Origin of the sequence: Viridibacillus sp. FSL H8-0110 (assembly GCF_038003565.1) — a bacterium.
Taxonomy (GTDB): domain Bacteria; phylum Bacillota; class Bacilli; order Bacillales_A; family Planococcaceae; genus Viridibacillus; species Viridibacillus arenosi.
Window position 1 is genome coordinate 1915247 of the sequence record NZ_JBBOPJ010000001.1, and the last position, 25908, is coordinate 1941154.

Sequence of the window (25908 nt, forward strand, 5' to 3'; positions counted from 1 at the left end):
TTATGTTTGATTGTTTCTGTAGAGAAACTGAAATCATGATAACTATTGTTTAATATATTTTACATCAAATAAAAAGAATCCATTTTGAAAAGGTTTGATCAAAATGGATTCTTTTTTGAAAAAATCAAAAGTTGATTTTAGTTTGTATAACTATATAGATACCTACCTAAAGTTCTGTAGTTTCTTCACGAAAACGGATTTGTTTCTTCTCTTTTTGTACTTGTAACATTTGAGGTATGAAAATTCCGGATAAAATACAAATGATTCCAATCCATTGTAAAGGCGATACGACTTCATGAACAAGTGTAATAGAAGCAATAACTGCTGTTGGTAGTTCGACAGCTCCTAAAATTGTTCCAAGGCCTGTCCCTACTTTTGGTACACCAATGGAAAAACAAATGACTGGTATAACAACACCAAAGAAACCAAGGATTAATGCATATTTCCATAATCCAGCCTGCAGAGTACCATCAATCAAGTATGTCGGAGGAAATACTAAGCACACAAAGAGTGTTGCACTCGTTGTCATAAGAAAGCTTTTTGAATAGATTGGAACTTCTGTAGAAACACGTCCACTTGCAAATATATATAAGGAAAAAGTTATAGCTGCTAGTAAACCAAAGATGATTCCTTTTATAGATAATTGTTGTCCTAAACCATCAAATACCCCCCCAGCAAACACCGTTCCTACAAATAAGATGAGAATGGACAATACCTTTTCACGACTTGGAAAAGTTTTATTAGCAATTGCTTCAATTAGAACGCCCATCCATGTGAATTGAAATAACAACACAATAGCAATGGATGCAGGTAGTTCTTTTACAGAAAGCCCGTAAAAAATACTTGTTAAACTCATTGTTGTCCCAACTGCTAACAACGATAATATATTTTTTGAGGATACTTTGTAACGAGAAAAGGTAATAACAAGTAATAATAGTCCAAACCAGCCAAATACATATTGTCCACCTAAAAGTTCAGGAAAAGAAAATCCATTTAAAAATCCAATTTTAAGAATGGAAGATAGGACTCCATAGCTACAGGCACCTAATAAAACCACTAAAGAAAACTTCAATTTATTCAAAAAATCCCTCCAAAAAATAAAAAATCCCGTCGTCTATTTATAGACGACGGGCGAATGAAACAGAGTTAAAACTCTACAAAATTCCGCCACTCACGAATTCGTGTGAGTTTGCGTATCAAATTATGAAAATTGTATATAAAAGTTTGCTAGGTGTCAACAACTATTTTGGCATGATAAAATAGGGTGAAGTTATTTGGCACTAGTTTATGTTACATTTTCCTAGATAATAAGAGTTGAATTTTTTTAATTTTATCCGATTTGATAGGCTTTTAGGAGAGTGTTAATAAAAGTTTGATTTAATATCATCTGTCTTGAATCACTAGATAATGATGAATGGTTACGTTGTACAGTCATTTCACATTTTTTGTTGTTTCTGAGTATCCTAATGAAAGAACCTAATTTAGGGTTCCATAAATTAAAGGAGTGAATGTACAGTGTACCCTTAAATGGGTTCTACTCGTATCCTGGAATAGCGAATTATAACCCTCCATACTCACAATATACCGCATCCCTTAGACATTTTTTGAACCAAAATTCAAACTATAATGCCTCTCGTTGCATCAGTAAAGCAGCAGCTGATTATATAAGTATGAATCGGTTACTTTGGATGGAGCATGTCAACTGGACCAGGATGACTATTATAAGCATTGTTTTTGGTTTGCCAGATTTACCATTTGTACAAGATCGACTTTTACAAAATGCTACCGATTTAGGGAATTGCCTCCGTCCTTATTATGGTGACAAAATCGCAGATCATTATACTGAGCTAATGAAAGAACATTTAGTAATAGCCGCACAATTAGTTACTGCTGCTGTAAAAGGTGATACAAAAACAGTAGATGCTAAAGAGAAAGAATGGTATCGTAATGCAGATGAGATCACATCTTTTTTAAGTAGTATAAATCCATATATAAATAAAGAAGATTTACGAAAAATGTTTTATTCACATTTAGCCTTAACTAAAAATGAAGCAGTTACTATGATTCAGAAAAACTATAAATTAAATATTGAAGTTTTTGATAAAATCGTAGCAGAAGCATTGGAAATGTCAGATATGATTTCAAAAGCTATTATCATGCAATTTCCTTATCGATTTTAGAGTTTACTCAGATTAGGATGCTCTCCAAAGATATTCTTGGAGGGTATTTTTTATTTTCATCAAAACAACAAGAAGGGAGGCAGTCTATCACTTAAAAATCAACATCTAACTCTGTCAATTTTAACCGAACTATATAGTTAACAATAAAACATCAAAAACCTAACGATTTGCAAATTTTTATTTACAGCTACTTACAAGATAGACAAGCCATAACAAAGGACCTCGGACAGTTGAAAGTTGATAATTCCCATTGAGGATGAAGAATTTACAGTCTCAGATTAAGCGTAGTATTCAGCTTTTAAGAGCTTCAAAATAGCTAGCTATATTTTTCTTACTTAAGAGATCGATTTATATTAATTGCAGATATAAAGAATCTGTAATATACTTGTTTGAATTAAAAAGACTATGTATTAGTTGCCCTATTTTAATATAAAAGAACTGGATTGGGGGAATCCTCATTTATTGGAGTTTAGGCATATAGACATTACTTGAAATTAACATGAGCGTCAAGCAAAATTGCATCCCAATTAAAATAAAACATAAAGGAGATAGAGATATGACGGAATTTTGGGAATCAAGTTTTATAGAAAAACAAACGATGTGGGGATTTGAACCTACAGACTCTGCAATCGTGACAAAGGACTTTTTCCTTGAAAGGAATGTTAAGGACATACTGGTACCAGGTATTGGATATGGAAGAAATGCAAAGGTTTTTATTGACAATGGAATTAATGTAACAGGTATTGAGATTTCAAAAACTGCAATTGATTTGGCGAGGAAAAACGGACTTGATATTAGTATTTTTCATGGTTCAGTAACTGACATGCCTTTTGATAAAAAACGTTATGACGGTATATTTTGCCATGCACTTCTTCACTTATTGAATAATCGTGAGAGAGATAAGTTTATTAAAGATTGCTATAATCAGTTAAAGCCAAATGGATATATGATTTTTACAACTGTTTCAAAAAAAGCCCCAATGTTTGGAAAGGGCAAGCAATTGGATAAAGACTATTTCGAGATAATGGAAGGCGTAAAAATGTTTTTTTATGATTCTGATTCCATAAAACAAGAATTTGAAAAATATGGAATTGTAGAGTTTTCAGAAATTGATGAACCAAATAAAAACATGAAAAATAAACCTCCAGTAAAATTTATAATTGTAAAATGTAAGAAAGAACTATAAATATATTCAGACAAAAAACCAAAAGTAGTAATTTGTTAGCGGATAGGATGTCAGTATACTCATCTATTCGCCGAGACTTCAATTGGTAGAGAGATTATATGAAATACAAAATGATATTGAAGGAATAGAGGGGATTTTAACTAAATATACTAGTTTAGTAGAAGATCATTGAGCTGTTCATACAGCTCTTTTTATATTCAACAAAAGGGGCAGGTTAGTTAAATAAGGTGTTTTTTAATCTAATTTTGCAAAGTAATAAAGAATATTAGTTAAAATTGTATAGAATAGTTACTGTTAATATAAAAGCGAAATCGAATCATAGTAAGGGGTATTTATTAAAGAAGTATCAAAGAACAACTAAACGTCTTTGATACTTCTTTTTTTCAGTTTTATATAAAAGAATTACTGTAATATCATTAATTATGGCATGGGAAGATTTTGGTTTTTTTAGAGATACCAAAGGAAGCATGTCAAGCGTTTGTTGCTTTCATTTTATGCTGATTTCTTTTGTTTTTGATCTAAAAGGTGACTAAAGAAAGTTAAGAGACTTGCACAGACTGCAACTATCCCACCGACCCAAGTAACATTCATTAAATTCCCTTGATGGTATACAATTCCGCCTAATGCGGAACCAAAGGCGATTCCTACGTTGCTTGCCACTGGCATAAGTGAAGCAGCGAGTCCTGTTGCTTTTGGCTGATAAATTCCTGCGAGGTCTATTAAATAAAGCTGAGTAGATGTTGTTAAGAGGATGGCCATTAACGACATCAATCCAATGTTTACCAGTCCTAAAATAAAATGATTTGTAGTCCAAAATAAACTTGTCAGAACAACTGCCTGCACAAGAAAAACAAACCGAAGGCGACCAATGGCATTGTGGCTAGCAATTTTACCGGCAAGGATATTGCTGAAAATCGAGATAAATCCGTACCCAAATAAGACTAAACTAATTGAATGATTTGGTACTTCCATTCCCTTCAGGATAGGAACAAGGTACGTAAAGACGGCATAAGTTGCGCCAAATCCGAGAGCAGGAATGAAGAAAGCCATCAAAATTCTTGGATTTGTCATTAAAGAAAACTGATCCCGTATAGAACTGCGTATTTGGCTGAGTCTATTAGGCAGGACAAAAAAGGATGCTAGAAAAGCCAATCCTCCTAGGAAAGTAGTTAACATGAAAGTGGCATTCCAACCGTACGATTCGGCGATGACAATACCAATTGGCACTCCAACGACATTTGCAAGTGTGAAACCGCCGAAAACGAATGATATAGCAAGTCCTCGTTTTTTAACCGGCATGGTTTCACTTGCAACAATCATGGCTAGAGAGATTAATACTCCTGTTACAATCGCTGTCATAATTCGAAGTACAAGGAGAGTGAAGTAGCTCGTCGAGAATACACACAAAGCATTCAGGACGATGAAAGATCCTATCAAAAACAACATCCATTTACGCTTTGGAAAATGACTTGTTGCTGACATCACTAGTGGTGTGGCGATGGCAAACGTAATTGCAAACGCAGATACGAGTGTGCCTGCTTTTGCATTTGTTATAAGAAGGCTCGAGGAAATATCGGTTAAGATTCCGACAATTACAAATTCGCTTGTCCCTAGAACAAATGTTAATAAAGAAAGTGTTAAGATGAGCAACCAATGTCGCTTGGATAATTTTGTAGAGTGCATAAGTACCTCTTCTCTTAGATGAATGTAAATTTGTCACATTGTAGATAAATGACCTAAACATCATACCATAAAATATTTTTGCGAGAAAAACACTTTCTTATTAAATAGAGGTTAATGAATTACCGGAATCAACAACGCAACGAGAGTTAGCAGAAAACTATTTAAGAAAGCACATTTCTCTTGATAATCTATTGATAGCATTATGTATTAGGTAAAGATTTCATACATTATAAAAAAAGATAAAGAATATACTTGAACGCGTCTACTTGTTGCGTAGGAGAGATTATGAAGGAATCAACTTAACGGGGGCTATTGTGGAAAATCATTGAGTTACTTAGGAAGCACATTTTTATTATTGCACTTAAGCAGTATGTTAATTAAATATTTATTTTTTCCAAATACATACAACAGAACGTACATTCGTGTTACAATTTTATTGATAACACTATTGTAGGGGGATCAATATGAAATTAAAAAATTACAACATCGAAGAACAAATGAAATATTATAATGTCCCAGGTATTAGTATTGCATTGCTTGAGAACGGTCAAATTAGCGGAACCGAAAATTACGGTTTACTAGAGGTAGAAAGCGATAGAAAAGTAAATGAAAATTCTATTTTTAGTTCGTGTTCCATTAGCAAGTTCTTAACAGGAATGATTGCAATAAAGCTAATAGAGGAAGGACTTCTTGACTTAGATGAGGACATAAATACTAGACTTGTATCGTGGAAATTACCAGAAAATGAATTCACTAAAAATAAAAGCGTTACATTGAGAAATTTACTTAGTCATCTATCTGGGATAAAGGACCCAGAAGGTAGTTTTTCTGAACTAAATTCAAAAATAGGTATTCCTTCGATGGTTGAATTATTAGAGGGGAAAACGCCTTATTGTAAAGCTCCTATTATAGTACATTGTGAACCAGAGAGTGAATTTCACTATTCAGATGCAGGTTTTTGTATTGTTCAGCAACTAATTGAAGATGTTACTGAGAAGCCATTTTATCAAGTAGTGAATGAGTTAATATTTAAGCCAATAAGAATGAAAAATAGCCATCTAGATACAACAACAATGTTAGAGATGGATAAAAAAGAATTTTCTTGCGGTCATAATAAAAACGGTGAATTGGTAGATGGTAAGTATCCTATATATCCTTATCCAGCAGCTTCTGGATTATGGACAACTTCTTTAGATTTAGCTCGATTAGTTCTTGAGCTACTGAATGCGCTAAAAGGAGAAAGTAAAATTAGCATTTCAGAAAGATTAGCAAAAGAAATGATATCACCTCAAAAAGGTAAGAGTTGGACTGGATTAGGTGTATTTCTTGAAGACTCTGAAAGAGAAATAAAAATTACATCACTCGGTTGGGGCGTAGGCTTTCAATGTATGATGGTAGCATTTTCAAACCTAGAAAAAGGTGCGGTTATCATGACGAATGCAGAATTAGGTGTTCATCAAATGGAAGGAATTATAGGGAATATATATAAATCACTTATGCTATAAAACACGGTATTTAAAGGGGGAGAAAGATGCAAATAGCTTTAGCGAATCCAACTCATATCTTTGAAGTTGTGCATTTCTTCAACGTAAATTTAGATCGTAAAAACAGTGCAGTTTTTTCTGAAGAGTTTTTTTGTCCTCTTGGAATTAAAGCAGCTATAAGAAGAAAGCAAATGATAGTGGCAACAGTAGAAGGTCAAGTAGTAGGAGCATTTCGGTTTTACCGTAAAAAAACACAAAATAAAATTTCTTTGTATCAATTTGCGATAAGCGAGGTTTATCGTGGTCAAGGGTTGTTAAAAAAGATGTTAAATACGATTAATGATTTACCAATTGTTGCACTATGTCCGACTGATTCCAATTTTAATGAGTATTATTATAAATCAGGTTGGAAATTACAAGAACAAAGTGATGTGTTCAAAATCTGGGTTTTTAGTAACGAAGGACGTTGAAGTAGTACTCAAACATAATGAAAATAATATATAGAGGGGAACAAAAACTATTGAAATACGAATGGAGAAAACAAGAGAAGAATTTATATATCCCAAAACAAAAACCTGAACTTGTAACAATTCCAGAACAGAAATTTTTTTTGATAAAGGGAAAAGGAAATCCAAATGAGCACAAATTCGCTGAAAAGATAGGTGTACTTTATTCTTTGGCTTATGCGGTCAGAATGATGCCGAAGCAAGGATACACTCCAGATGGTTATTATGAATATACTGTATATCCATTAGAAGGCATTTGGGATTTAACAGAAAAGGGAAGGGAATTGGATACATTAAATAAAGATGAATTATTATATACTATTATGATAAAACAACCAGATTTTGTAACAACTGAAATAGTAGAGAGAGCATTTGAAAACGTAGAAAAAAAGAAACCACATCCATTCCTAAATGATGTAACGTTCGATATATTTCAAGATGGTTTATCTGTTCAGATGCTTCATATTGGTCCATATGATGACGAGCCTAAAAGTTTTGAATTAATGAATGAATTTATAAAAAATAATAATCTTGAAAGAACTTCATTACAACATAGGGAAATATATCTTTCAGATTTTAGAAAAGTTGAACCTGCAAAGTTAAAAACAGTTTTGAGATACAAGGTTAAGTCAATAGAATAGCATAATCTCTTAACTCATAATGAACATTTATTATTGAAATATATGAAGGATTGTAATTAAACAAACGGGAGCGATGATCCAAGACGGATTAACGTTCTTCTTTGTTGAAAATTCAACTAAAGAGGCGGGATAAGAAGAACGAATAAGTTAAATGGAGGTAGGGAAATGTTGTTATTATGGCAACTTTCGTTATCTATCTCAATTGTAGCTTTATTGGTAGGTATTATTAAAAAATACTGGGTATTCTTACTAATTAGTACGATTACATTCATACCGATAGCATATTATTTTTTAGGGGCAAATAATGCTTGGAAATATGTTGGTTTGACTCCAGTCATACTATTTGTTCTAACGATATTAATTTGGTTCATAAGTAAGAAAAAATGAAGACAATTAAAAGGGAAATCTAAAGCGTTTGTTTCAACGTGAACAGTCGCTTTTTTATTATAGCAACAAGTTAGTTCAATAAGGCACCTTTCAAAGAAGGATAAATAACTTCTCTTATAGAATTTATATCATGGTAACTGCATTAAAGGGAGGGAAATAATACCTATGACGAACTATTTAAATCGAATAATACAAGAATTAGTAGAAGAAAATTTGGAAAATTATTGGCCAGGTTTTGAAATGGTTGCTTATGCCTTATATGATAATTGTAATGTTTATTTATACAATCATCCTAAATTTAAAGGAAATAAACAAAATACATATCAAATTTTAAAACGAGATGAACAGTTTAATGGTTGTACACTAATCCTCTATGAAGAATATCCAACAGCAATTGTAGATCTTCAATTGTATGGGGACTATGAAAGTTTGTTTTCTATTCTCGTACACGAATTATTTCACGGTTATCAATATATTAAGGGGGAAAATAGATTTCCTGATGAATTACTAGGAGTCACATATCCTTTATCAAATGAAAATGTGCAATTAAGAAATCTAGAAAGAATGAATCTATATAATGCGTTGTTAGAAAAAAATACGCTTAAGAAGAAAGAATATCTTAATACTTTCATTGAGCTAAAAGAAAAAAGAGCAGCAATAATTAATGACTATCTAATATATGAAAACTTAATTGAATCCGTTGAGGGACCTGCGTGGTATGTGGAATTAAAAGCTTACGAAGAGAAAAGCTCACTAGAATATGGTTCAGTTTTACAAAACTACGGACAATCCTTAATAAACAAATATGAGTCTACTTCTAATATAAGAAGAAGCTGTTATAGTTCAGGTTTGTTTATGTGTTTATTACTAGATGAGTTATCGCCAGGTTGGAAAGAAGATTTTTTTGGAACAGAGGAAACATTATATGATTTTTTCAAACGACTCTCAGCTAACTTTATAAAAAGTAATCTAATTGATTACAGAGAAATCGAAATAAGCTCAGAAACTGAGGAAGTAATAATTTTTGCATTAGAAAATAGGAAGAAAGAATTTAAAAAGTTTAATGAACAAAAAGGAATCCTTCTAAGTATAGAGGGAGAAATAACTGCAAAATCTTTTGACCCAATGAATATTATTTTCCTAGAAGAAAAGCTTTTACATAAAAACTTTATTAAGGTAAGAATTAACAATGAAGACTATCTGATACAACAACATGTTATTACTGATTTTAAAGGTAGGCTTCAAGACATAAAAAAATTACATTTAATTTTAAAGGATAAACCCATCGAAAATATTGATTCGCTTGTAGTAGAAGGTGTCGGGGAAATAAAAGGGAGATATTTAAAAAGGGAAAATAATTACCACTTATTTGTTAATAAATATTAATCTTAATTTACTTCTTTAAGTAACAAGGACATATAGGCAGCTCTTTTTTTCTTTATTGAACTAACGCAGTAGGTTCGTTGAATAATCAAACGGGGTGATTGCATAAATAGAGGTAATCGTCATTTTCTTTCTGAACTTCTAAATAAAAAATAAATGGAGTGGGTAAATGAAAATACTAAATAAATTGCCAAAAAGTAACCCAAATTTACATTTAGAATTAATGAAAGATAGATGGATTCCAATGAAAGAACCTAAGAATTTAACAAGTGCTATTTTGCTATCTGTCCCTTTAATGATTGTCGCTGCAATCATCTCTATAGTTATAATAAATATAGTTTCCAGTATTTCTTTGAGAGATTTTGGACTAACACCTGATGCAATATCAATAACGATTAATTTAAGTATTATATTTTGGCTATTTTTACTTTTAATACTTCACGAATTATTTCATTTAATTTTCATTCCAAAATTTATTAAATCAGAAAAAACATATGTCGGATTTACTCTGTTCGGGGGTTTTGTGATAACGGAAGAAGAAATTTCAAAATCAAGATATATCTTCATTACAATTGCTCCTTTCTTGATTATTTCAATAATTATGCCACTAATATTAAATGGATTTGGACTATTAACAACGACATTAAAATTCTTGATAATACTAAACTCATTGGCATCATCAGTTGATTTACTTAATCTATTTCTTATAATTAAACAGGTACCGAAAAACGCAACTTTAAAAAGTAATGGACCAAACACTTATTGGAAAAGTGTATATATGAACGAAAAGTAAATAGAGAACGAAAATCATATTATTTAAGCACGATGCTTTAATTTAATATATATAAATGGGGCAGCACTCTTGTAATAAATGAACTGAATTTTCTTAGTAAACCATTTAAGTTTGTGAATAGATGTACTTAAACTAATGGGTGCTTTAGTGGACTAAGCATATTTAAAATAATCAATCTTTTTTATAAAAACAGTTCTTAAAAATAAAGAAAGCAATCGTTTTGAGCAATCATTATTCAAAATGATTGCTTTTTATATGCAGTAAAATCAAGGATTTAGAGTGATTTATAATCAAACTTTATTCTAAACCAATAGTAATTGTGGATTGAAAATAAAGTAGAGCTTTACCCCTTTGGATGTAAATTGTCTAAAGGGGTTTCTAATGGTAAAAATGAGAAAAGATTATTCCATAACCATCAAGTAAGGGATGGTTATCATTTATTTTGAATAGGGGCCTTACTTTTGCGTTAATTCAATTATTCGATACCTTCATGGAGAATATTATGATTACTTGGCAGAGTTCACTCATATTGCATTGATTTCTGGACTTTTCGGTTTGATATTAAAAGAGAAAGATGTATATGATAATCATTTTCTGCCTTATTTAATACTTTGGTCAAACACCCTACAAGTAATCCAGACTATTAAAAATTAGGATAATTCCAACAATACACATTATCCAAGAAAGAGCTGATCCTGTATTATTAGCTATTTTCACCCGAAGTTTCTTAAGAGGTTTTTGCATCCTCCGACCAAACAGGAGATAAAAGAGAAACAGCAAGAGGGAAGGCATCACCATGATAACATTGTATCCAGCTAAAATAGAAGACCATTCCATCCATGATAGATTAGAAGTAGTCATTATTCCGATTGCTGCAAAATAAGGAAATGCAGTACCTACTTCAATTAATGAAGTAGTGAATCCCAGAGCCACAATTGAGAGAATGCTTTTTGATTTTGGAGAAGGCAGGTCTGAATTTTTCTTTGTTGGAACATAAAAACTTGCGATGAGCAAAATTGTGCCAATAATAAAGACTATCCAGCTTACGATTCGATTTTGAAATACGCCAGAAATAATCTCAAACAAAAAAACTAATCCTAACATAAGTGAAACTCCAACAGCAAAATAAAATCCGGCAACCGTCAATAAATAAACCAATAAACGCTTGGTAAGTTTCTCTTTATCTGTTAAAAGTATATACACCGTTACCCCTAATGTAGCAGGGCTTAACGTATCCAGTAACGCCAAACCTCCTATCAGGAGAAGTATTTCTGTACTCACCATTCTTTCCCCCTTATTCCGGTTGAGGATTATTCTTTTCAGCCATAAAAAATACATATGCCTGGTTCATCAACTCAAGCACATCCTGATCAATCGGATATAATCCCAGTTTCTCTGACTGCTCTTGCGACATCCTTATTTCCCACAGCTTATCTAAAAATTCATTCTCACCATCAAATTCCTCTAAACGCTTTTCATCCATTCTTCTAATGATATTTTGAACTTTGGTTGCTTTTGGACCGTCCTTGATATAACGCTTTAACTGACCTATCAGAGCGATCCATTCTAGTGAATCAGAACTGTCACTTGTCATATTGGGAACCTTTTTCCATAGCTTTATTTCTCTTTCTTTAAATACAGATTCTCTATAATCCTGCTGTATTTCTTTATCTTTACTGGATAATTGCATGATCTTCTGAATTGCAATCCAGTTTTCTTCACCTTCAATAGCAATTCCATGTATCAACTCCCGTAAGGACTGTTCTATTTTCTTTAAGTTTTCCTGTTCTTTTAATACAAATGATAATTGACTCTTTAGACTATCCGACCAATCCCACTCACTGGAAGCGAGCATATTCTTAATCTCATTCAAGCGAAATCCAATTTTTTTTAAAAATTGAATCTGCTGTAGTTTTTGTATTTCTTTATTCGTATATAAACGATGACCACCTTCTGTTTTGGACGTTGGTTTTAATAATCCGATTTTATCGTAGTGACGCAGTGTTCTTACTGTAACACCTGTCAGCTCTCCCACTTTGTTAATGTGTATCAACTGATAAACCTACCTTCCTGTACGTTAAGACCTAATCGTTAACAACTGTTTTATTCATTCAACTTTTATTCTTCTTTACGAAAAAGAGTTTTAAGTAAGTACCCTGTTCCCAAGCCAATCAGCACACCAGGAAATGCATTATCCAGAGTCAGTCCAACACCAGCGCCTATAATGACACAACCATAAATAATAATATCGTCTTGTTTCATCTAATCCCCCTATTTTTCTAATCTAACTAGATATTGCAAAAAAAGTAGTTACTAAACAGTATACAAAATGACGCAAGGTAAGCTTCAAGTATTTATTAGAACTTTATTAATTAATTTATATAAACCTTGAAACTGACGAGGGGTCACCTTCTATAATGGTATCCAAAGAGAGGAATGGTAAAAATGAAGAAATACTGTAAGGTTATGTTGCTTATTCTTACTATAATGTTTTTAAGTTCCTGTGCAGGGGGTGGGGAAAGTGAAGACATTCAAATGGCCTCACTTAAAGATATAGATAGCATTTATATAGAGAATGGAAGCATCGATATAGATGTAGTATCAGCGGATATTGATGAATTGGAATCGTACTTACATTTGTACGACAATGGTCCAGGGATTGAAATGGAAGAGGGGGAGCAAAAAATAACGATTCGATTAAAAAATGATATAACCCGTCTGTTTAAAATCAATCGGATGCCCCATTTGGAAGTTCGGATTCCTACTGAATTCAAAGGTGAAATCATTGTTAATGGCTCCTCCGGTAGCATCGTTGGTAAGGATCTTCAAACTCATAATTTACAAGTTAATGGAAAAAGCGGAAGTGTAAAACTTGACTTCCTTCACTTTCATAGTGAGGTTCACGTTACTACGACAAGTGGGAATGTGGACATTTCATTGAATGAGGATGAACCTGATGCAACGCTACTTCTCAAATCTAACAGCGGAAGACGTTCAGTCGGTATTGTATTAAATGATAATCAACAAAGCAAAAAAGAAACAAAAGGAACATCTGGGACCGGAGATTATGAAGTGCAGCTGGAAACCTCTTCAGGAAATATATCATTGAAATAAATACAGGTACTACTTCAAAGCTAATACCACTCCAAGAAGAAAGCGTAAACTCTACTTGGACTGACTTGTAATGCTTTAGAAGATCTTTGAGCTGTTTAGACAGCTTTTTTTTATTCAACTAACGGGGGAGTTTAGTGGAAGAAGATAATGAACTTCATAATTTCGTATTCAATAAAGTGTTTAGGAGGGGTATTTTGCAAGAAAGACGGACATGGAAGTATTAATAAGGTTAGTCCGATGATTTCAAAATAACTGTAATCATATAGAATCTTTGGATACTGTTCAACAAGAAGATGTTCATGAATTTCTTTTAACTTTAACAACTAAGCATCGTGAGATTGTGAGGGGAAATATGTTAGTTCTATTCAAGTTAGCCAAAAGAAAAAGAGTAATAACCATATACCGATTTTGGATATCAAATCTAAAGAACTTCCTCCAACTATTGAGCCTTTAACTTTTGATGAACAAATAAAAGTGGCCTTTATGAACAACCTTTTGTTGTTCCGTTAATGGGCAATTTTGTGGAATAACTCTTTATAAGTAAATTGAACATTTATGTAATAAGAATAAAAAGACCACCAATAAAAATATGAAGGTCTTTAAAAACAATGATATATACAATTTTCATTGTATATCGAGATTTACCACTTTTAAGAATGCATGAATATGTTAAAGGATGTCCAAAAATCATCTTCTCAATTATGTAGAATCGAACACAATAAAATATAATGAATTAGAAGGTTGTTCAAAATGAAAATATGGAACCATTTAGTATGACGGGAAGGAATTATAATTATAGTACCGGGGGAGTTTTAAAATGGATATTCAACATCTTAAATATTTTGTAGAAGTAGCCAAACAAAAGAATTTTACGAAGGCATCTGAGAGCCTACATGTATCTCAGCCTTCCATTAGTAAGATGATAAAAAGCCTGGAAGTGGAGCTTCAAGTGACGTTGCTAGATCGTTCGGAGAGAAAAGTGGAGCTGACAGATGCGGGCAAGGTTGTTTATGATCAAGCATTGAAAATTTTGCAGATGATGGAAGATATCCATTCTTCTGTAAACGAAGTCGTTCATATAAAAAAGGGAACCATTAAAATGGGATTAATGCCGACTTTGGGTGTAATGTTATTTCCGAACGTGCTGGCTGATTTTAAAAAGGGTTATCCGCAAATTGAAATGCAAATGGTCGAATTTAGCGGGAAACAATTAGAACGAAAAGTAGTACAAGGGGAAGTGGATGTTGGTATTACCGTATCACCAGTTGACTCTGAAGTGTTTGAATCCATCCCCTTATTCAAAGAAGTACTAGTTGTCATTGTTGACAGGGATCATTGGCTGTCGGAAAGAAAATCAGTACTTTTATCCGAATTAAAGGAAGAAGCCTTTATTCTCTTTACCGAAGAATATGTTCTGCATGATGTGGTAATGAAGGCCTGTTTGCAATCGGGATTTGAACCTAATTTAGTCTACAAAAGTTCCTTATGGGATATCGTTGGAGAGATGGTAGCGGCACAATTTGGGATATCTGTTGTTCCGAAGTCGGTAGCAAACCGATTTAAGGATCAGGTTTCTATTGTTTCTATTACTTCACCTCAGATTGATTGGGAATTGGCAATGATTTATAAAAAGAATAAGTATCTTTCCTATGCAGTTCGGGAGTTCATTACTTATCTTCAAGAAGGAAAAACCTAACTATAACTTCATGGAATAGTTTTGATGTCTTTTATATATTTTACGAATCGGGAATCTCAAAGTAGAATGATCTATATTACATATTGTTCTATTTCGGAGGTGTTGCTCTTGAAAAAGGGCTTAACAATTTTATTGCAAATTGGGGTTATTATTGCATTTACCTGGATCGGTGACTATATTGTCTCTCTTCTTCATGTACCTATTCCAGGAAGTATTATCGGGATGATTTTATTATTCTTCGGTCTTCATTTAGGCTTGATTAAATTAAATTGGGTGCAAGCTGGGGCTACGCTTATTATTTCCGAGATGATGTTATTTTTCATACCGGCAGTCGTTGGATTTATGGAATATTCATGGATATTTGGCATCAAAGGACTAATTATTTTATTCATTGTTGTTAGTGGTACAGCACTTATGATGATAGCAACAGGAGTCATCTCCGATAGGATTTTAGAAAGAAAAGACGGTGAAGCAAGGAAATGGTTACCAAAATCTTCTATATAATTATCACTGTCCTATTTTATTTTTTGACGAAAAAGATTAATCGGAAAAAACCAGGATTGTTATTTTCACCAATCATTCTAACACCTGTTATGCTCATTGTTCTCCTTTTGATAATGGATATACCATACAAAGAATATGCAAATGGCACTTTTCCACTAAATAAATTGTTAGACGTTGTAACCGTTGCATTAGCCATTCCATTGTATCGAAACTGGTCGTTTCTGGTGAAAAATTGGCGCGTGATTGTATGTAGTCTTGCAGCCGGTTCCTTGATTGCTGTTGTTTCTGGAATTTTATGTACTTACCTGCTTGCAATGGGAAAGGATTATATGCTTAGTATTATTCCTCGCATTGTCACCATTCCAATTGCTGTCAGTTTGTCTGAATCCATTGGAGGGACTCCTGCCATAACTGTTCTTTTTAGTATGTTGACATGCTTTGTTGGTGTCTTCATAGGACCAACTATAATGAAGCACTTTTCCATTAAGCATCCATTGTCTATCGGCATGATGTATGGTTTGGGTGCACAGGCACTTGGGACTGCAAAAGCGTTTAAAATCGGGGAAAAAGAGGGAACAACCTCCAGTGTATCCTACATTCTGACTGCCATCTTTACAGTCATCTGGGCACTAATCCTAACACCTTTTATCCATACTTTGAACGTGTAGGAATATTGGTTCAACCTCTAACATGAATATAATTCAAAACAATTGATATTATATGCATTGAAATCAAGGATTTAGAGTGATTTATAATCAAACTTAATTTTAAACCAACAGTAATTGTGGATTGAAAATAAAGTCGCGAGGTTTATAAAAAAGTTGCGAAGCTTTACCCCTTTAGATGTAAATTGTCTAAAGGGGTTTCTTATGGTAAAAAGATATAAGATTATTCCATAATCGGGTCAGATTATTTAATAATGTTTAGTAAGATAAATGAAAATCGTGAAAGAATGGACTTAAGCTAACGGACAGAATAGTAAGGAGGTACGTTTATAATAAATAAAATTAAAACAATAGTAATTTGTACGTCTATTGTGCTAATAATTCTGCTTGGTATTACTTTTTTTGAATACATATTTTTAAGATTACTTGGATTTCATTATGATTCAATTGGTGCTTTAATATTTTTCTTTATTATGTATGTATTCCTTGAAATACCTCTCTCACTCATTACAAATGCGATACCAAAAGCTTTGAAATCTGTCGGTATAATTCAATCAAGTAAGGGATGGTTGTCATTTATTTTGAATACGGGTCTTACTTTTGAGTTAATTCAATTACTCGATACCTTCATGGCGAATATTGCGATTACTTGGCAGGGTTCACTCATATTTGCATTGATTTCTGGACTTTTCGGTTTGATATTAAAAGAGAAAGATGATGAACCTCCGATGATTGACAGTGAAGAATTTAAGGGAATAGGAAATAGATATAATTCTAAGAAATAAGCTATCTAACGCAAGGCTTGTGAAAAATTACACTTAAAGTAACGGGTGCTTTAGTAGAAGATTTTTGAGCTGTCTTAACAGCTCTTTTTTTTATTCAACTAACGGGGCAGGGCCTTATTTTTATCACATTTACGAAAGAGATGAGTAATTGTTCTTGAACTAACCTGTGCTTTACTTGAAGAACATTGAGTTGCGTACAATATGCTATCAATATTCAGAGCAAGTCAATAAAGATGTAGAAGTATGGGAAGTTACTTTACTAGACAAACTTCTCAGCTACTCTTTTATCAAACTGTAGGGGACGCCTTTATTGAAGACGAACTCTCTTTTTTCTGCAATAGTGGCTGTAATAAAGTAGTCAAAGCCTAATTTTCTCGGTAATGTAAGCAAGAAACTAGGCTTTTTTTCAAAATACCAGTCAGTGGTCAGTGTATTCAATAATAAATTATAGTCTAACCTTAACCTCAGTACCGTCCTTAGCTTTGACATCTACTAGCACGATCCCTTTATAATTTTTCAGTTCCTTGACGATAGGCTTTAGCGTTTTTTTGTCTATTAGTGGAAAGGTAAAGTCCAGTTTTTTTCTTTCGAAGTGTTCTTTTGTCCATTTGTTTGCATTTTGCTGAAAAAATTTTGAAGACAAAATTGAAATAACAATGTTTAAAATAGCATATGGAATTGGGATGGTAAACCGAACGTCTGTTGCTTTCACTTTTACATACATCATAAGCAAATCACTAATCAATGATGACAGAAACGGTATCCCCGTTTGCCGATTTAATATCAACAATTTGGCCATCTAATTCGTTTTCGATTGCTTCAATAATTAGGCTTATGTCAATATCTTTAACGTATTTTTCCGATTGAGGAATACTCGCTGCGATGCTGTGTCCAGCCATTAATACTACCTTGACAAGTTTTATAGGCAAATTGACAGTGACGTTATCATTTTCGGCTGATACAACACGAATTTTTAATGTTTTATCTAAATACTTAGTCGGTTTTTCAAGAAGCTTATTACCTGTTTCTTCTTTCTCTTTTAATACTTGAATCAGTTCTGATCCCTTATCTGCATCAATCTTCCCTTCTTGAACCATTGTTAACACTCTTGTAATTTCCTCTTTCATGATAAATTCCTCCCTATTCCTCTTTTAAGAGCTTAATGGCTTCTTCTGGTGTGATTTCGCCATTTTCCAACATGGTGACAACTTTTTTCTCTTCTACTTCATTTTTCTTCTTCTGCACATATCCAAGGGATGAAATGATGTCCGTTAGCTTACCTCGAACTGTTGGATATGAAATCCCCAGATCCTTTTCAACTTCTTTGATATTTCCTCTGCATGTTAAAAATACTTCCACAAAATGAAGCTGATCCTTTGATAAGGATGCCAGCTTAGATAATTCAAACTCATTTTCAATCGTAGTGTGACAATGAGAGCACTGCAACTTTGTAATTTTCAATGTTTTACTGCAGACAGGACAATTTGTGATTACTTTATAAGCCATAATGAAACCCTTCCTTTTAGTTGATTCGATTATATTATATAACGAGAAATCAAAAATATAAATAATAAAATTAATTTTTTTGTTGAAAAAATATAATTATATTAATTTTATGTTTAATATTATTAATTATTCGTTTTCGTTGTTCATTTCAGTATTTACCATGATGGATTGTAGACATTTCTCTTGATGAAAATACCCAGTTACAAAATGAGCACGATTACTTAGACTTAGAGGTAAATTTTATTAATCATTGCAGTAACTTTTTAATAGGTATATTTTGGAAGTGTATTTTTTCGTTCATTTTTGTCCATAAATTAGAAGATATGCCGAAAACATCCTGCTATTTATTAAATGTAGTATGATTTAAAAAATCTGAACTGATTATATGTGTTTTCAGACTTTTTCGCTAAAAGGAGTTTCCTTATGCTAAAGAAAATGAGAATCTATATCTCATCAACAGGTTTAATAGAAAAGTTAACGGATCAACAATATTTTCCTAATTGGCAAAGTAATAAACAAAATTAAATATAAATACGCAAAAAAACAAACAGTAAATGAGGTAGTGTATGGGCTTTTTCAAAAAGAAAAGTAATTCTAAAATACATTCCAATTCTATTTCAGCTAGCCAAATGATGACGACAAGTTCAACAAACGAATTAAAAGCAAATCTTCAAGAAAATATACAAATAATAAAAGATTCCATAGGAAAAAGCTCGGATATTATCATTCGAGAAATTCGAATTGGAGAAGAAGGAACTATTAAAGCCGGTATTATCTATACAGATGGATTAACTGATACAACCGCATTACAAAATTTCATTTTGGAAACGCTCATGCTCGATTTTAAAGAGACCGAATTACAGGAAAAGCTATCTCCTGAACAAAATCTTATTACCGTATTAAAAGATTTTGCCATGACAGTAGGAGAAATTAAAGAACTAACTAATTTTGAAGTGCTTTTTACTGGACTTTTATCGGGGGATACGATTATTTTAATCGATGGATATGCCCAAGGTTTAATCATTTCCAATAGGTATTGGGTTGAGCGTGGAGTAACGGAAGCAACAGCCCAGGTGGTAGTAAGAGGACCGCGAGAGGGATTCTCCGAAAATTTGCGTGTAAATACAGCTTTAGTTCGTAGAAGACTTAAAGACCCAAATCTTTGGATGGAATCAAAAGTTATTGGAAAACGGACGAAAACGAATGTTGCCATGATGTATATTAACGGAATTGCAAACGACAAAATAGTGAAAGAAGTCCGTTTGCGTTTAGATAAAATAGATATTGATGGAATTCTTGAAAGTGGAAATATTGAGGAATTGATTCAGGATACACCATACTCACCTTTTCCAACTATATTTAATACGGAACGTTCGGATGTAGTAGCTGCAGCATTATTAGAAGGACGCATAGCCATTTTTGTAGATGGAACACCATTTGTCCTAATTGTTCCAGCATTATTCGTTCAATTTTTTCAATCTTCGGAAGACTACTATCAGCGTGCGGATATTGCGAGTCTTATTCGTCTCCTTCGCTTTTTTGCATTCACGATTGCATTGCTTGCACCTGCATTATTTATTGCGGTCACAACTTTTAATCATGTAATGCTACCGCCGGCACTCCTTATTAGTCTGGCAGCCCAACGAGAAGGTGTCCCATTTCCGGCATTTGTTGAAGCAATTATAATGGAAATCACCTTTGAAATCTTGCGTGAAGCAGGATTAAGAATGCCACGAAGCATCGGTTCAGCCATGTCTATTGTAGGGGCATTTGTAATTGGAACAGCAGCGGTTGAAGCAGGCATGATCTCTGCTGCGATGGTAATCGTGGTTTCAATAACAGCCATTGCTAGTTTCGTTTCTCCAACTTACGACTTAGCTATCTCTGCCAGGATACTACGCTTTGGGTTTATGGCAATAGCTGCTTCTTTTGGTTTATTAGGAATAACGATTGGTTTAATTGCTCTACTTCTGCATTTATGCAGTTTGCGTTCTTTTGGAGTGCCATATATGTCTCCACTTGCTCCATTTAATCTTTCTGATCAAAAGGATACGTTTATTCGCTTTCCTATATGGAAAATGTTTACTCGACCCCGTCTAATCAATCAACAAAATATCGTTAGGCAACAAGATTCAGCCGCTGCAAAACCAGAAACATCAAAAAACAAGGAGCATGAAGGGGTTTAAACGATGAAAAAGTGCATGTTTGTTCTTCTGATTCTCAGTCTCTTTCTTACGGGGTGTTGGGACCGGAGGGAATTAAATGAGCTTGGCATTACGTTGGCAATAGGAATCGATAAAGTAGAAGATGAATACCAAGTAACTGCTCAAGTGGTTGTTCCTTCGGAAATATCGGCGAAAACAAGTACTGGGCGTTCACCAGTCACCCTGTTTCAGGCAAACGGAGAAACGGTATATGAAGCCCTTCGAAAAATCACAAAGAACTCGCCTCGGAAAATATATCCTGGACATCTTCGAACGCTTGTGCTTGGTGAGGATTTAGCTGAAGAAGGTATAGCCGAATCCTTAGATTTTCTGTCAAGAGATTGGGAACTTCGATCTGATTTCTTTGTTGTTATTGCTAAGGATATGACCGCAGGGGAAGTACTGAATGTCACAACAACGATTGAAAATATACCCGCCAATCATATGTTTAACACGCTTAAAACGTCAGAAGTTTTCTGGGCTGCAACGAACGGCTTTTTATTAGATGAGTTGATAGCCAATCTTACAATTGATGGAAAGGAAGCCGTATTAACAGGGATTCTAGTAACCGGGGAAAAAATGGGATCAAGCAAACAGAATGTGGAATCGATTACTCCTTCTGCGCAAATTAAATATGATGAATTAGCGGTGTTTAAAAAAGATAAACTGGTAGGCTGGTTAACTGAACGGCAAAGCAGAGGGTATAATGGCATCGTCAACGAAGTGCAAAATACTGTAACTGCTATATCTTGTCCTGATGAGGGGAAAGCCACTTTAGAGATTATTCAATTCGATTCTAAAATAAAAGGAAAAATAAACAAAGGTAAGCCTGAAGTGGATGTCAATATTAAAGTAAAAGGAAATGTTGGGGAAGTAGAGTGTCAAATTAATCTTAATGATCAAGAAACAATTGTTAAGCTAGAGAAGAATACTGAAAATAAGATGGAAGAGATTTTTAATATGACCATTGAAACGATACAAAAACAATTTAAGTCAGACATATTTGGATTTGGTGAAGCCATTCATCGATCTAATCCGAAAGAATGGAAAAAGATTAAAAAGCAGTGGGATGAGGAATTTCCTGAGATGACGGCGAATGTTAAAGTTGACGTAAAAATTGTGCATACTGGTACAGAAGGTAATTCATTTTTAGATGAGATAGAGGTAGAATAATTATGATAAAAAGTATTGGAATACTCGTAATTGCTGCAGTCATTCTATGGATTGAAGTTCCACCTCTCTTAGAAAAAAAATATAAAAAAGAGTTATTTGTATTTTCAATTCTTCTTGCAATTGGGGTAGGTCTAAGTATTACACTTTTTGGATTTAAAAAACCTATTCCAAATCCATTTGATTTACTCACTTTTATTTTTAAACCGCTGGATGATGTTATTTCTCTTTTGTTGAAATAAAAGAACAGTGTAGAGGGGAAGGTATGATATGAAATGATGCAAGACGTTAAAATAAATCCGTACCAATTTCTAGTTTTAGTTATTTTATTTACGATTGGTACGAGCATCTTAACTGTACCATCAGCATTAGCAACCGACGCGAAGCAAGACGCCTGGATTGCCGCTATAATTGGTACGGGAATCGGTTTATTAATCATATGGCTATTCATCACTATAGCACATTGGTTCCCTCACCTAACCTATGTCCAAATCATTGAAAAACTATTTGGAAGATGGATAGGTAAAGTCTTTTCTGCTTTGTTTGTAATCACGTCCCTTTTTTTTGCTTCAGAACTTTTGTATTATTTTGGGCTATTCTTAAATATCCATATGATGCCAAATACTCCAATGGTAGTCCTTAATATTCTTATGGCGGGGATTGTGGTGATGGGAGTCCGTCTTGGATTGGAAACCTTCGCTCGTACTGCAGAAATCTTAATTGTCGTGTTCTTCGTCATTTTATTTATTTTAGTGGTGTTTATTTCACCTGAAATAAAGTTTGAAAACATACAGCCTGTATATGAGATGGGGACAAAAAAGATTGTTCAATCATCTATTTTTTATGTCATAGTATCTTCAGTTGATGCCATTGTTCTCTTAATGATTTTTCCTTCCGTTATTAACAAAATGAAACAAGCTAAAAAATCTTTTTTAATTGGAAACTTAATAGGCGGCATTGTCATCATAGTTATTACAATTTTGTGCGTTACGGTATTAGGTGTTGACAAAACTGCAAGTGAGATTTATCCAAGCTATGAATTGACCAAAAAGATAAATATCGGGAATTTTGTACAGCGTATTGAGGGATTAATGGCTTCACTTTGGGTTATCACCCTCTATTTTAAGACGACCCTTTATTTTTACGCTTCCGTTTTAGGGATGGCACAAATTCTGAATTTGAAAGATTACCGCCCTTTAACATTACCGTTAGGCATGATTGCAGTTGTCCTTTCTCTCGTGATTTATCCAAATGTCATGTACCAACAACATTGGGACAGTACAACGGGTAATTCCTTAACATTATCAATCGGACTTTTTTTACCTCTTTTGTTGGTAGTCGTATATGCAATAAGAAAAAGAACGGGATAGAAATAAGCAAATAGATGATTCTTGAACTAACGGATTCCTTAAAGAATCCGATATTTTTTGTACATGTAGGAGTGGGATTTCTTATTTGCTGTACAAAATCTATGATTCTTGAACTAAGAAGGTTAACGTTATATTTTATTGAACTTATTGTACTAACGGGTGCTTAAGTAGAAGAGCGTAGAGCTGTTAAGACAGCTCTTTTTTTTATTCAACTAAAGGGGTAGGTTCGAAGAGTGGTATGTATCATTGTTAAACAAAAGGACCATTTTGTAGTAGACTTTCTCTGAAGATAATTGGATATTTATGTTAAAATATAATAGAAATTGCGAAGAGTTGTACATTAATTATGTAGCAGGTTAGGAAAGTAATTCACAAAAAAAGGGGATGTGTATTTATTACGTTGGAATTCTTATTGGGTGGTGGTTTAGTGAAATTTAGTGAGTTTTTGGCAATGAGTTTAGAAGGATGTAGTTCATTTTTGTGAAAAAATGCACTTAAATAAACGGGTTCTTTAGTAGGGGATTTTTGAGTAGTACCTTTTTCTTATTCAACTAAAAAGGTAGATTAGTTGAACAAGGAATTTGTTACCTCACGTATCAACTCCTTAAATTCATGCCGCTAACTCTTTAGTAAGACATATACTGTTGACGCATGAAATGGAATTTTTTATAACGAAGGTCGACTTATTAAATAAAAGGGGAGTTCATATGAAATTATTTATAAAGACCTTATTTGTTTCATTGGCAATGATTTTATTTGTTATTACAGGGTGTTCAAATGGAAAAGAAGACGAAGGAGAATATTTAGAAGTTCAAAAGCGTATTGGTGATGAAAATAAATATGAAGACTTCAAAGAAATTACTGATAATAAACAAGTTCAAAAGGTGAAAGATATTATATTGAATAGGGATGATTGGAAAAACGCCAAAGTAGATATGGTACGTCCTGCTGATTATAAGTTTGCATTTCAATCTAAAAATCCTAAATCGTCTGAAAAAGCAGTGTTATATGAAATTTGGATAAGTCCAAATAAAGATAAATTAGAGGTTGTTAGAGGTGTTGATCAGTATGTTCGACTTAACGTGGAAAATTCTACTGATTTATTTGAAATATTAACAGGAGAAAAGCTTTCTGATTTTTGATTGGATAATATGGATATTTAAAAAGAGTTTGAAGGTAATTTTGAACTTTAATCCTTCTGGGGGCTTAGTAAAAGATCTTTGAGCTGTTCAAACAGCTCTTTTTTTATTCAACTGAAGGGACAGGTTAGTTTAATATAATCATTATCATTTAACGATAAAGATTAATGGTTAAAGAAAAAAGAAGTGATTTACCATTAATAATGGGTAGTATGGTAAAATTTAATAGTATATGATGTCTTTAAATTGTATTTCAGTTTATTCTTTGACTTTTTGAAAATGTCATAAGAAATTAAAAGGGGTAGATTAAGAGTGAAAAAGTTGTACAAGGTATTATTACTAATAGCTATGTTATCTTTGGTTATATTTTGCAATCCACGCGAAGGATTTGCTGTAAGTTTTTCACCTACAATCATAGAAAATGAAGTAAATGCTAAAATTACCTTTAGCAATAGGAAATTAACGAATAAACCTATTACAGTTACTATCGACACCTCAAACTCTAATGGAGGAAATAACTATATTTATGATTTACATAATGAACAATCTAATAAAGCAGTAATTCAAATAACCGAAAACGGAGTGTATAATTGGTATATATTTGATAAAGATAAAGAATTGATCTGGGGAAAAGCCAAAAAAATAACTATCGATATTAAAAATATAGATATGAAAAAACCTAAAATAACGATAAATAAACCCTCTTTAGAGTATGGTACAGGTAACTATCAGCTAAACATAGAAGTTGCAGATGCGGAATCTGGCATTAAGACAGTTATTTATCCAAATAATTATAAAAAAAATATACCATTAGAAGAAGCATTATCAGGGCATAGTCTGCCATTTGTTGTTTATAAAAATGGAAGCTACAAATTTACAGCAATAGACTTTGCAGGAAATAGAACAGAAAAGTATATTAAAGTAAAAGATTATAAAAAGGCGAAATTAAAAATAAACAAAGTAACTTCAAGAAGTAGTTATATAAAAGGTTACTCAGAGAAGAATACATGGATCTCTATTTATTATGATTATCCTGCTGGTGCACGTATTGCAAAAGTAAAAACGGATAGCAAAGGTAAATTTAGCGCATATATCGGTAAACAGAAAACAGGAACCAAACTTTTAGTAAGCACCTTGCATATACCTAAAAAACATGTGAGTGCAAATAAGCGAATCAAAGTTAGTAAGTAACTTTTATCATGAAATGACTAGTCTTATAGGCAGGTCATTTTTTTATATAATGAGTGTTAAAACTTCAATAAGATACATCTCGTTGAACGTATCATGAGTAGGAACGATTTTTTAGTAATGATTACTGTTCTTCTTCAACAAAAGGAGTGCTTTAGTAGAAGATCTTTGAGCTGTTCAGACAGCTCTTTTTTCTTATTAAACTAAAGGGGCAGATTAGTTTAATAAGAATATAGAAAGATATATTAAAAAAGTAGGATGCCGTTCGAAGGGTTTATTTTGTCAGCAGAACGAACCGCAATGATTAAATATTTGAAACAGCAC

27 protein-coding genes are annotated in these 25908 nt (G+C 33.0%); 19 read left to right on the forward strand and 8 right to left on the reverse strand.

Features of this window, described 5'->3' with window-relative positions; all coding sequences use genetic code 11:
* Positions 1–166 precede the first annotated feature (166 nt).
* Positions 167–1081 carry an EamA family transporter gene (locus MHH98_RS09585; protein ID WP_038182639.1) on the reverse strand — a complete coding sequence of 305 codons (915 nt, stop codon included), beginning with the start codon at positions 1079–1081 and terminating at the stop codon, positions 167–169.
* Positions 1082–1508: 427 nt separating this feature from the next.
* Between MHH98_RS09585 and MHH98_RS09590 the strand changes: the two genes are divergently transcribed.
* A complete protein-coding gene (locus MHH98_RS09590; RefSeq protein WP_340712675.1) occupies positions 1509–2180 on the forward strand; it encodes a hypothetical protein in 672 nt (223 codons plus the stop codon).
* Between the two features lie 556 nt (positions 2181–2736).
* A complete protein-coding gene (locus MHH98_RS09595) occupies positions 2737–3366 on the forward strand; it encodes a class I SAM-dependent methyltransferase (protein ID WP_340712677.1) in 630 nt (209 codons plus the stop codon).
* A gap of 492 nt (positions 3367–3858) precedes the next feature.
* Here MHH98_RS09595 and MHH98_RS09600 read toward each other — a convergent pair whose 3' ends face one another.
* Positions 3859–5049, reverse strand: coding sequence for an MFS transporter (locus MHH98_RS09600; protein ID WP_038182631.1), 1191 nt, complete (start codon positions 5047–5049; stop codon positions 3859–3861).
* Positions 5050–5513: 464 nt separating this feature from the next.
* Between MHH98_RS09600 and MHH98_RS09605 the strand changes: the two genes are divergently transcribed.
* The 6 genes from MHH98_RS09605 (at position 5514) to MHH98_RS09630 (ending at position 10243) form a co-directional block, all read left to right on the forward strand.
* A complete protein-coding gene (locus MHH98_RS09605; RefSeq protein ID WP_340712680.1) occupies positions 5514–6554 on the forward strand; it encodes a serine hydrolase domain-containing protein in 1041 nt (346 codons plus the stop codon).
* 26 nt (positions 6555–6580) lie between these two features.
* Complete coding sequence (locus tag MHH98_RS09610; RefSeq protein ID WP_340712682.1) at positions 6581–7003, forward strand: GNAT family N-acetyltransferase; 423 nt, start codon at positions 6581–6583, stop codon at positions 7001–7003.
* Between the two features lie 50 nt (positions 7004–7053).
* Complete coding sequence (locus tag MHH98_RS09615) at positions 7054–7680, forward strand: GyrI-like domain-containing protein (protein ID WP_340712684.1); 627 nt, start codon at positions 7054–7056, stop codon at positions 7678–7680.
* Positions 7681–7845: 165 nt separating this feature from the next.
* On the forward strand, positions 7846–8067 hold the full coding sequence (locus tag MHH98_RS09620) for a hypothetical protein (RefSeq protein WP_038182623.1): 222 nt from the start codon (positions 7846–7848) through the stop codon (positions 8065–8067).
* Between the two features lie 165 nt (positions 8068–8232).
* Positions 8233–9453 carry a hypothetical protein gene (locus tag MHH98_RS09625; protein WP_038182620.1) on the forward strand — a complete coding sequence of 407 codons (1221 nt, stop codon included), beginning with the start codon at positions 8233–8235 and terminating at the stop codon, positions 9451–9453.
* 166 nt (positions 9454–9619) lie between these two features.
* Positions 9620–10243, forward strand: coding sequence for a DUF3267 domain-containing protein (locus MHH98_RS09630; RefSeq protein ID WP_340712685.1), 624 nt, complete (start codon positions 9620–9622; stop codon positions 10241–10243).
* 624 nt (positions 10244–10867) lie between these two features.
* Here MHH98_RS09630 and MHH98_RS09635 read toward each other — a convergent pair.
* The 3 genes from MHH98_RS09635 to MHH98_RS09645 form a co-directional block, all read right to left on the reverse strand.
* Positions 10868–11527, reverse strand: coding sequence for a GAP family protein (locus tag MHH98_RS09635; protein ID WP_038182611.1), 660 nt, complete (start codon positions 11525–11527; stop codon positions 10868–10870).
* A gap of 10 nt (positions 11528–11537) precedes the next feature.
* The gene (locus tag MHH98_RS09640) at positions 11538–12296 is read right to left on the reverse strand and encodes a MerR family transcriptional regulator (RefSeq protein WP_038182607.1); all 759 of its coding nucleotides are present in this window, start codon (positions 12294–12296) and stop codon (positions 11538–11540) included.
* 65 nt (positions 12297–12361) lie between these two features.
* Positions 12362–12505 carry a hypothetical protein gene (locus tag MHH98_RS09645; RefSeq protein ID WP_038182603.1) on the reverse strand — a complete coding sequence of 48 codons (144 nt, stop codon included), beginning with the start codon at positions 12503–12505 and terminating at the stop codon, positions 12362–12364.
* 183 nt (positions 12506–12688) lie between these two features.
* Between MHH98_RS09645 and MHH98_RS09650 the strand changes: the two genes are divergently transcribed.
* The 5 genes from MHH98_RS09650 to MHH98_RS09670 all read left to right on the forward strand — a co-directional run bounded on the left by MHH98_RS09650 (position 12689) and on the right by MHH98_RS09670 (position 17007).
* Positions 12689–13357, forward strand: coding sequence for a DUF4097 family beta strand repeat-containing protein (locus MHH98_RS09650; protein WP_076035027.1), 669 nt, complete (start codon positions 12689–12691; stop codon positions 13355–13357).
* Positions 13358–14174: 817 nt separating this feature from the next.
* Positions 14175–15053 (forward strand): LysR family transcriptional regulator, encoded by an 879-nt coding sequence (locus MHH98_RS09655; RefSeq protein WP_340712688.1) that lies wholly within the window; start codon positions 14175–14177, stop codon positions 15051–15053.
* A 99-nt stretch (positions 15054–15152) separates the two neighbouring features.
* Complete coding sequence (locus tag MHH98_RS09660; protein ID WP_425318991.1) at positions 15153–15557, forward strand: CidA/LrgA family protein; 405 nt, start codon at positions 15153–15155, stop codon at positions 15555–15557.
* Positions 15533–16225: an LrgB family protein gene (locus MHH98_RS09665; RefSeq protein WP_076035029.1), complete on the forward strand. Its 693-nt coding sequence runs from the start codon at positions 15533–15535 to the stop codon at positions 16223–16225. Before MHH98_RS09660 ends, MHH98_RS09665 begins: the two co-directional genes overlap by 25 nt.
* 368 nt (positions 16226–16593) lie before the next feature.
* Positions 16594–17007 (forward strand): YrvL family regulatory protein, encoded by a 414-nt coding sequence (locus MHH98_RS09670; protein WP_235175699.1) that lies wholly within the window; start codon positions 16594–16596, stop codon positions 17005–17007.
* A 445-nt stretch (positions 17008–17452) separates the two neighbouring features.
* Here MHH98_RS09670 and MHH98_RS09675 read toward each other — a convergent pair whose 3' ends face one another.
* The 3 genes from MHH98_RS09675 to MHH98_RS09685 are packed head-to-tail and all read right to left on the reverse strand — an operon-like array spanning position 17453 to position 18513.
* Positions 17453–17734 carry a hypothetical protein gene (locus tag MHH98_RS09675; protein WP_340712689.1) on the reverse strand — a complete coding sequence of 94 codons (282 nt, stop codon included), beginning with the start codon at positions 17732–17734 and terminating at the stop codon, positions 17453–17455.
* A gap of 10 nt (positions 17735–17744) precedes the next feature.
* Positions 17745–18134: an SHOCT-like domain-containing protein gene (locus MHH98_RS09680; RefSeq protein WP_038182580.1), complete on the reverse strand. Its 390-nt coding sequence runs from the start codon at positions 18132–18134 to the stop codon at positions 17745–17747.
* A 13-nt stretch (positions 18135–18147) separates the two neighbouring features.
* The gene (locus MHH98_RS09685; RefSeq protein ID WP_340712690.1) at positions 18148–18513 is read right to left on the reverse strand and encodes a DUF2089 domain-containing protein; all 366 of its coding nucleotides are present in this window, start codon (positions 18511–18513) and stop codon (positions 18148–18150) included.
* A 566-nt stretch (positions 18514–19079) separates the two neighbouring features.
* On the opposite strand from MHH98_RS09685, the gene MHH98_RS09690 reads away from it, so the two are divergent.
* The 6 genes from MHH98_RS09690 (at position 19080) to MHH98_RS09715 (ending at position 25587) form a co-directional block, all read left to right on the forward strand.
* Complete coding sequence (locus MHH98_RS09690; RefSeq protein ID WP_038182574.1) at positions 19080–20699, forward strand: spore germination protein; 1620 nt, start codon at positions 19080–19082, stop codon at positions 20697–20699.
* 3 nt (positions 20700–20702) lie between these two features.
* Positions 20703–21890, forward strand: a complete 1188-nt coding sequence (locus tag MHH98_RS09695; RefSeq protein ID WP_076035031.1) for a Ger(x)C family spore germination protein — start codon at positions 20703–20705, stop codon at positions 21888–21890.
* A 2-nt stretch (positions 21891–21892) separates the two neighbouring features.
* A complete protein-coding gene (locus MHH98_RS09700; protein WP_038182570.1) occupies positions 21893–22129 on the forward strand; it encodes a hypothetical protein in 237 nt (78 codons plus the stop codon).
* Positions 22130–22162: 33 nt separating this feature from the next.
* On the forward strand, positions 22163–23257 hold the full coding sequence (locus MHH98_RS09705) for a GerAB/ArcD/ProY family transporter (protein WP_340712691.1): 1095 nt from the start codon (positions 22163–22165) through the stop codon (positions 23255–23257).
* A gap of 707 nt (positions 23258–23964) precedes the next feature.
* Positions 23965–24399: a hypothetical protein gene (locus tag MHH98_RS09710; protein WP_340712693.1), complete on the forward strand. Its 435-nt coding sequence runs from the start codon at positions 23965–23967 to the stop codon at positions 24397–24399.
* A 309-nt stretch (positions 24400–24708) separates the two neighbouring features.
* Positions 24709–25587, forward strand: a complete 879-nt coding sequence (locus MHH98_RS09715) for a hypothetical protein (RefSeq protein WP_076035033.1) — start codon at positions 24709–24711, stop codon at positions 25585–25587.
* Positions 25588–25908 lie beyond the last annotated feature (321 nt).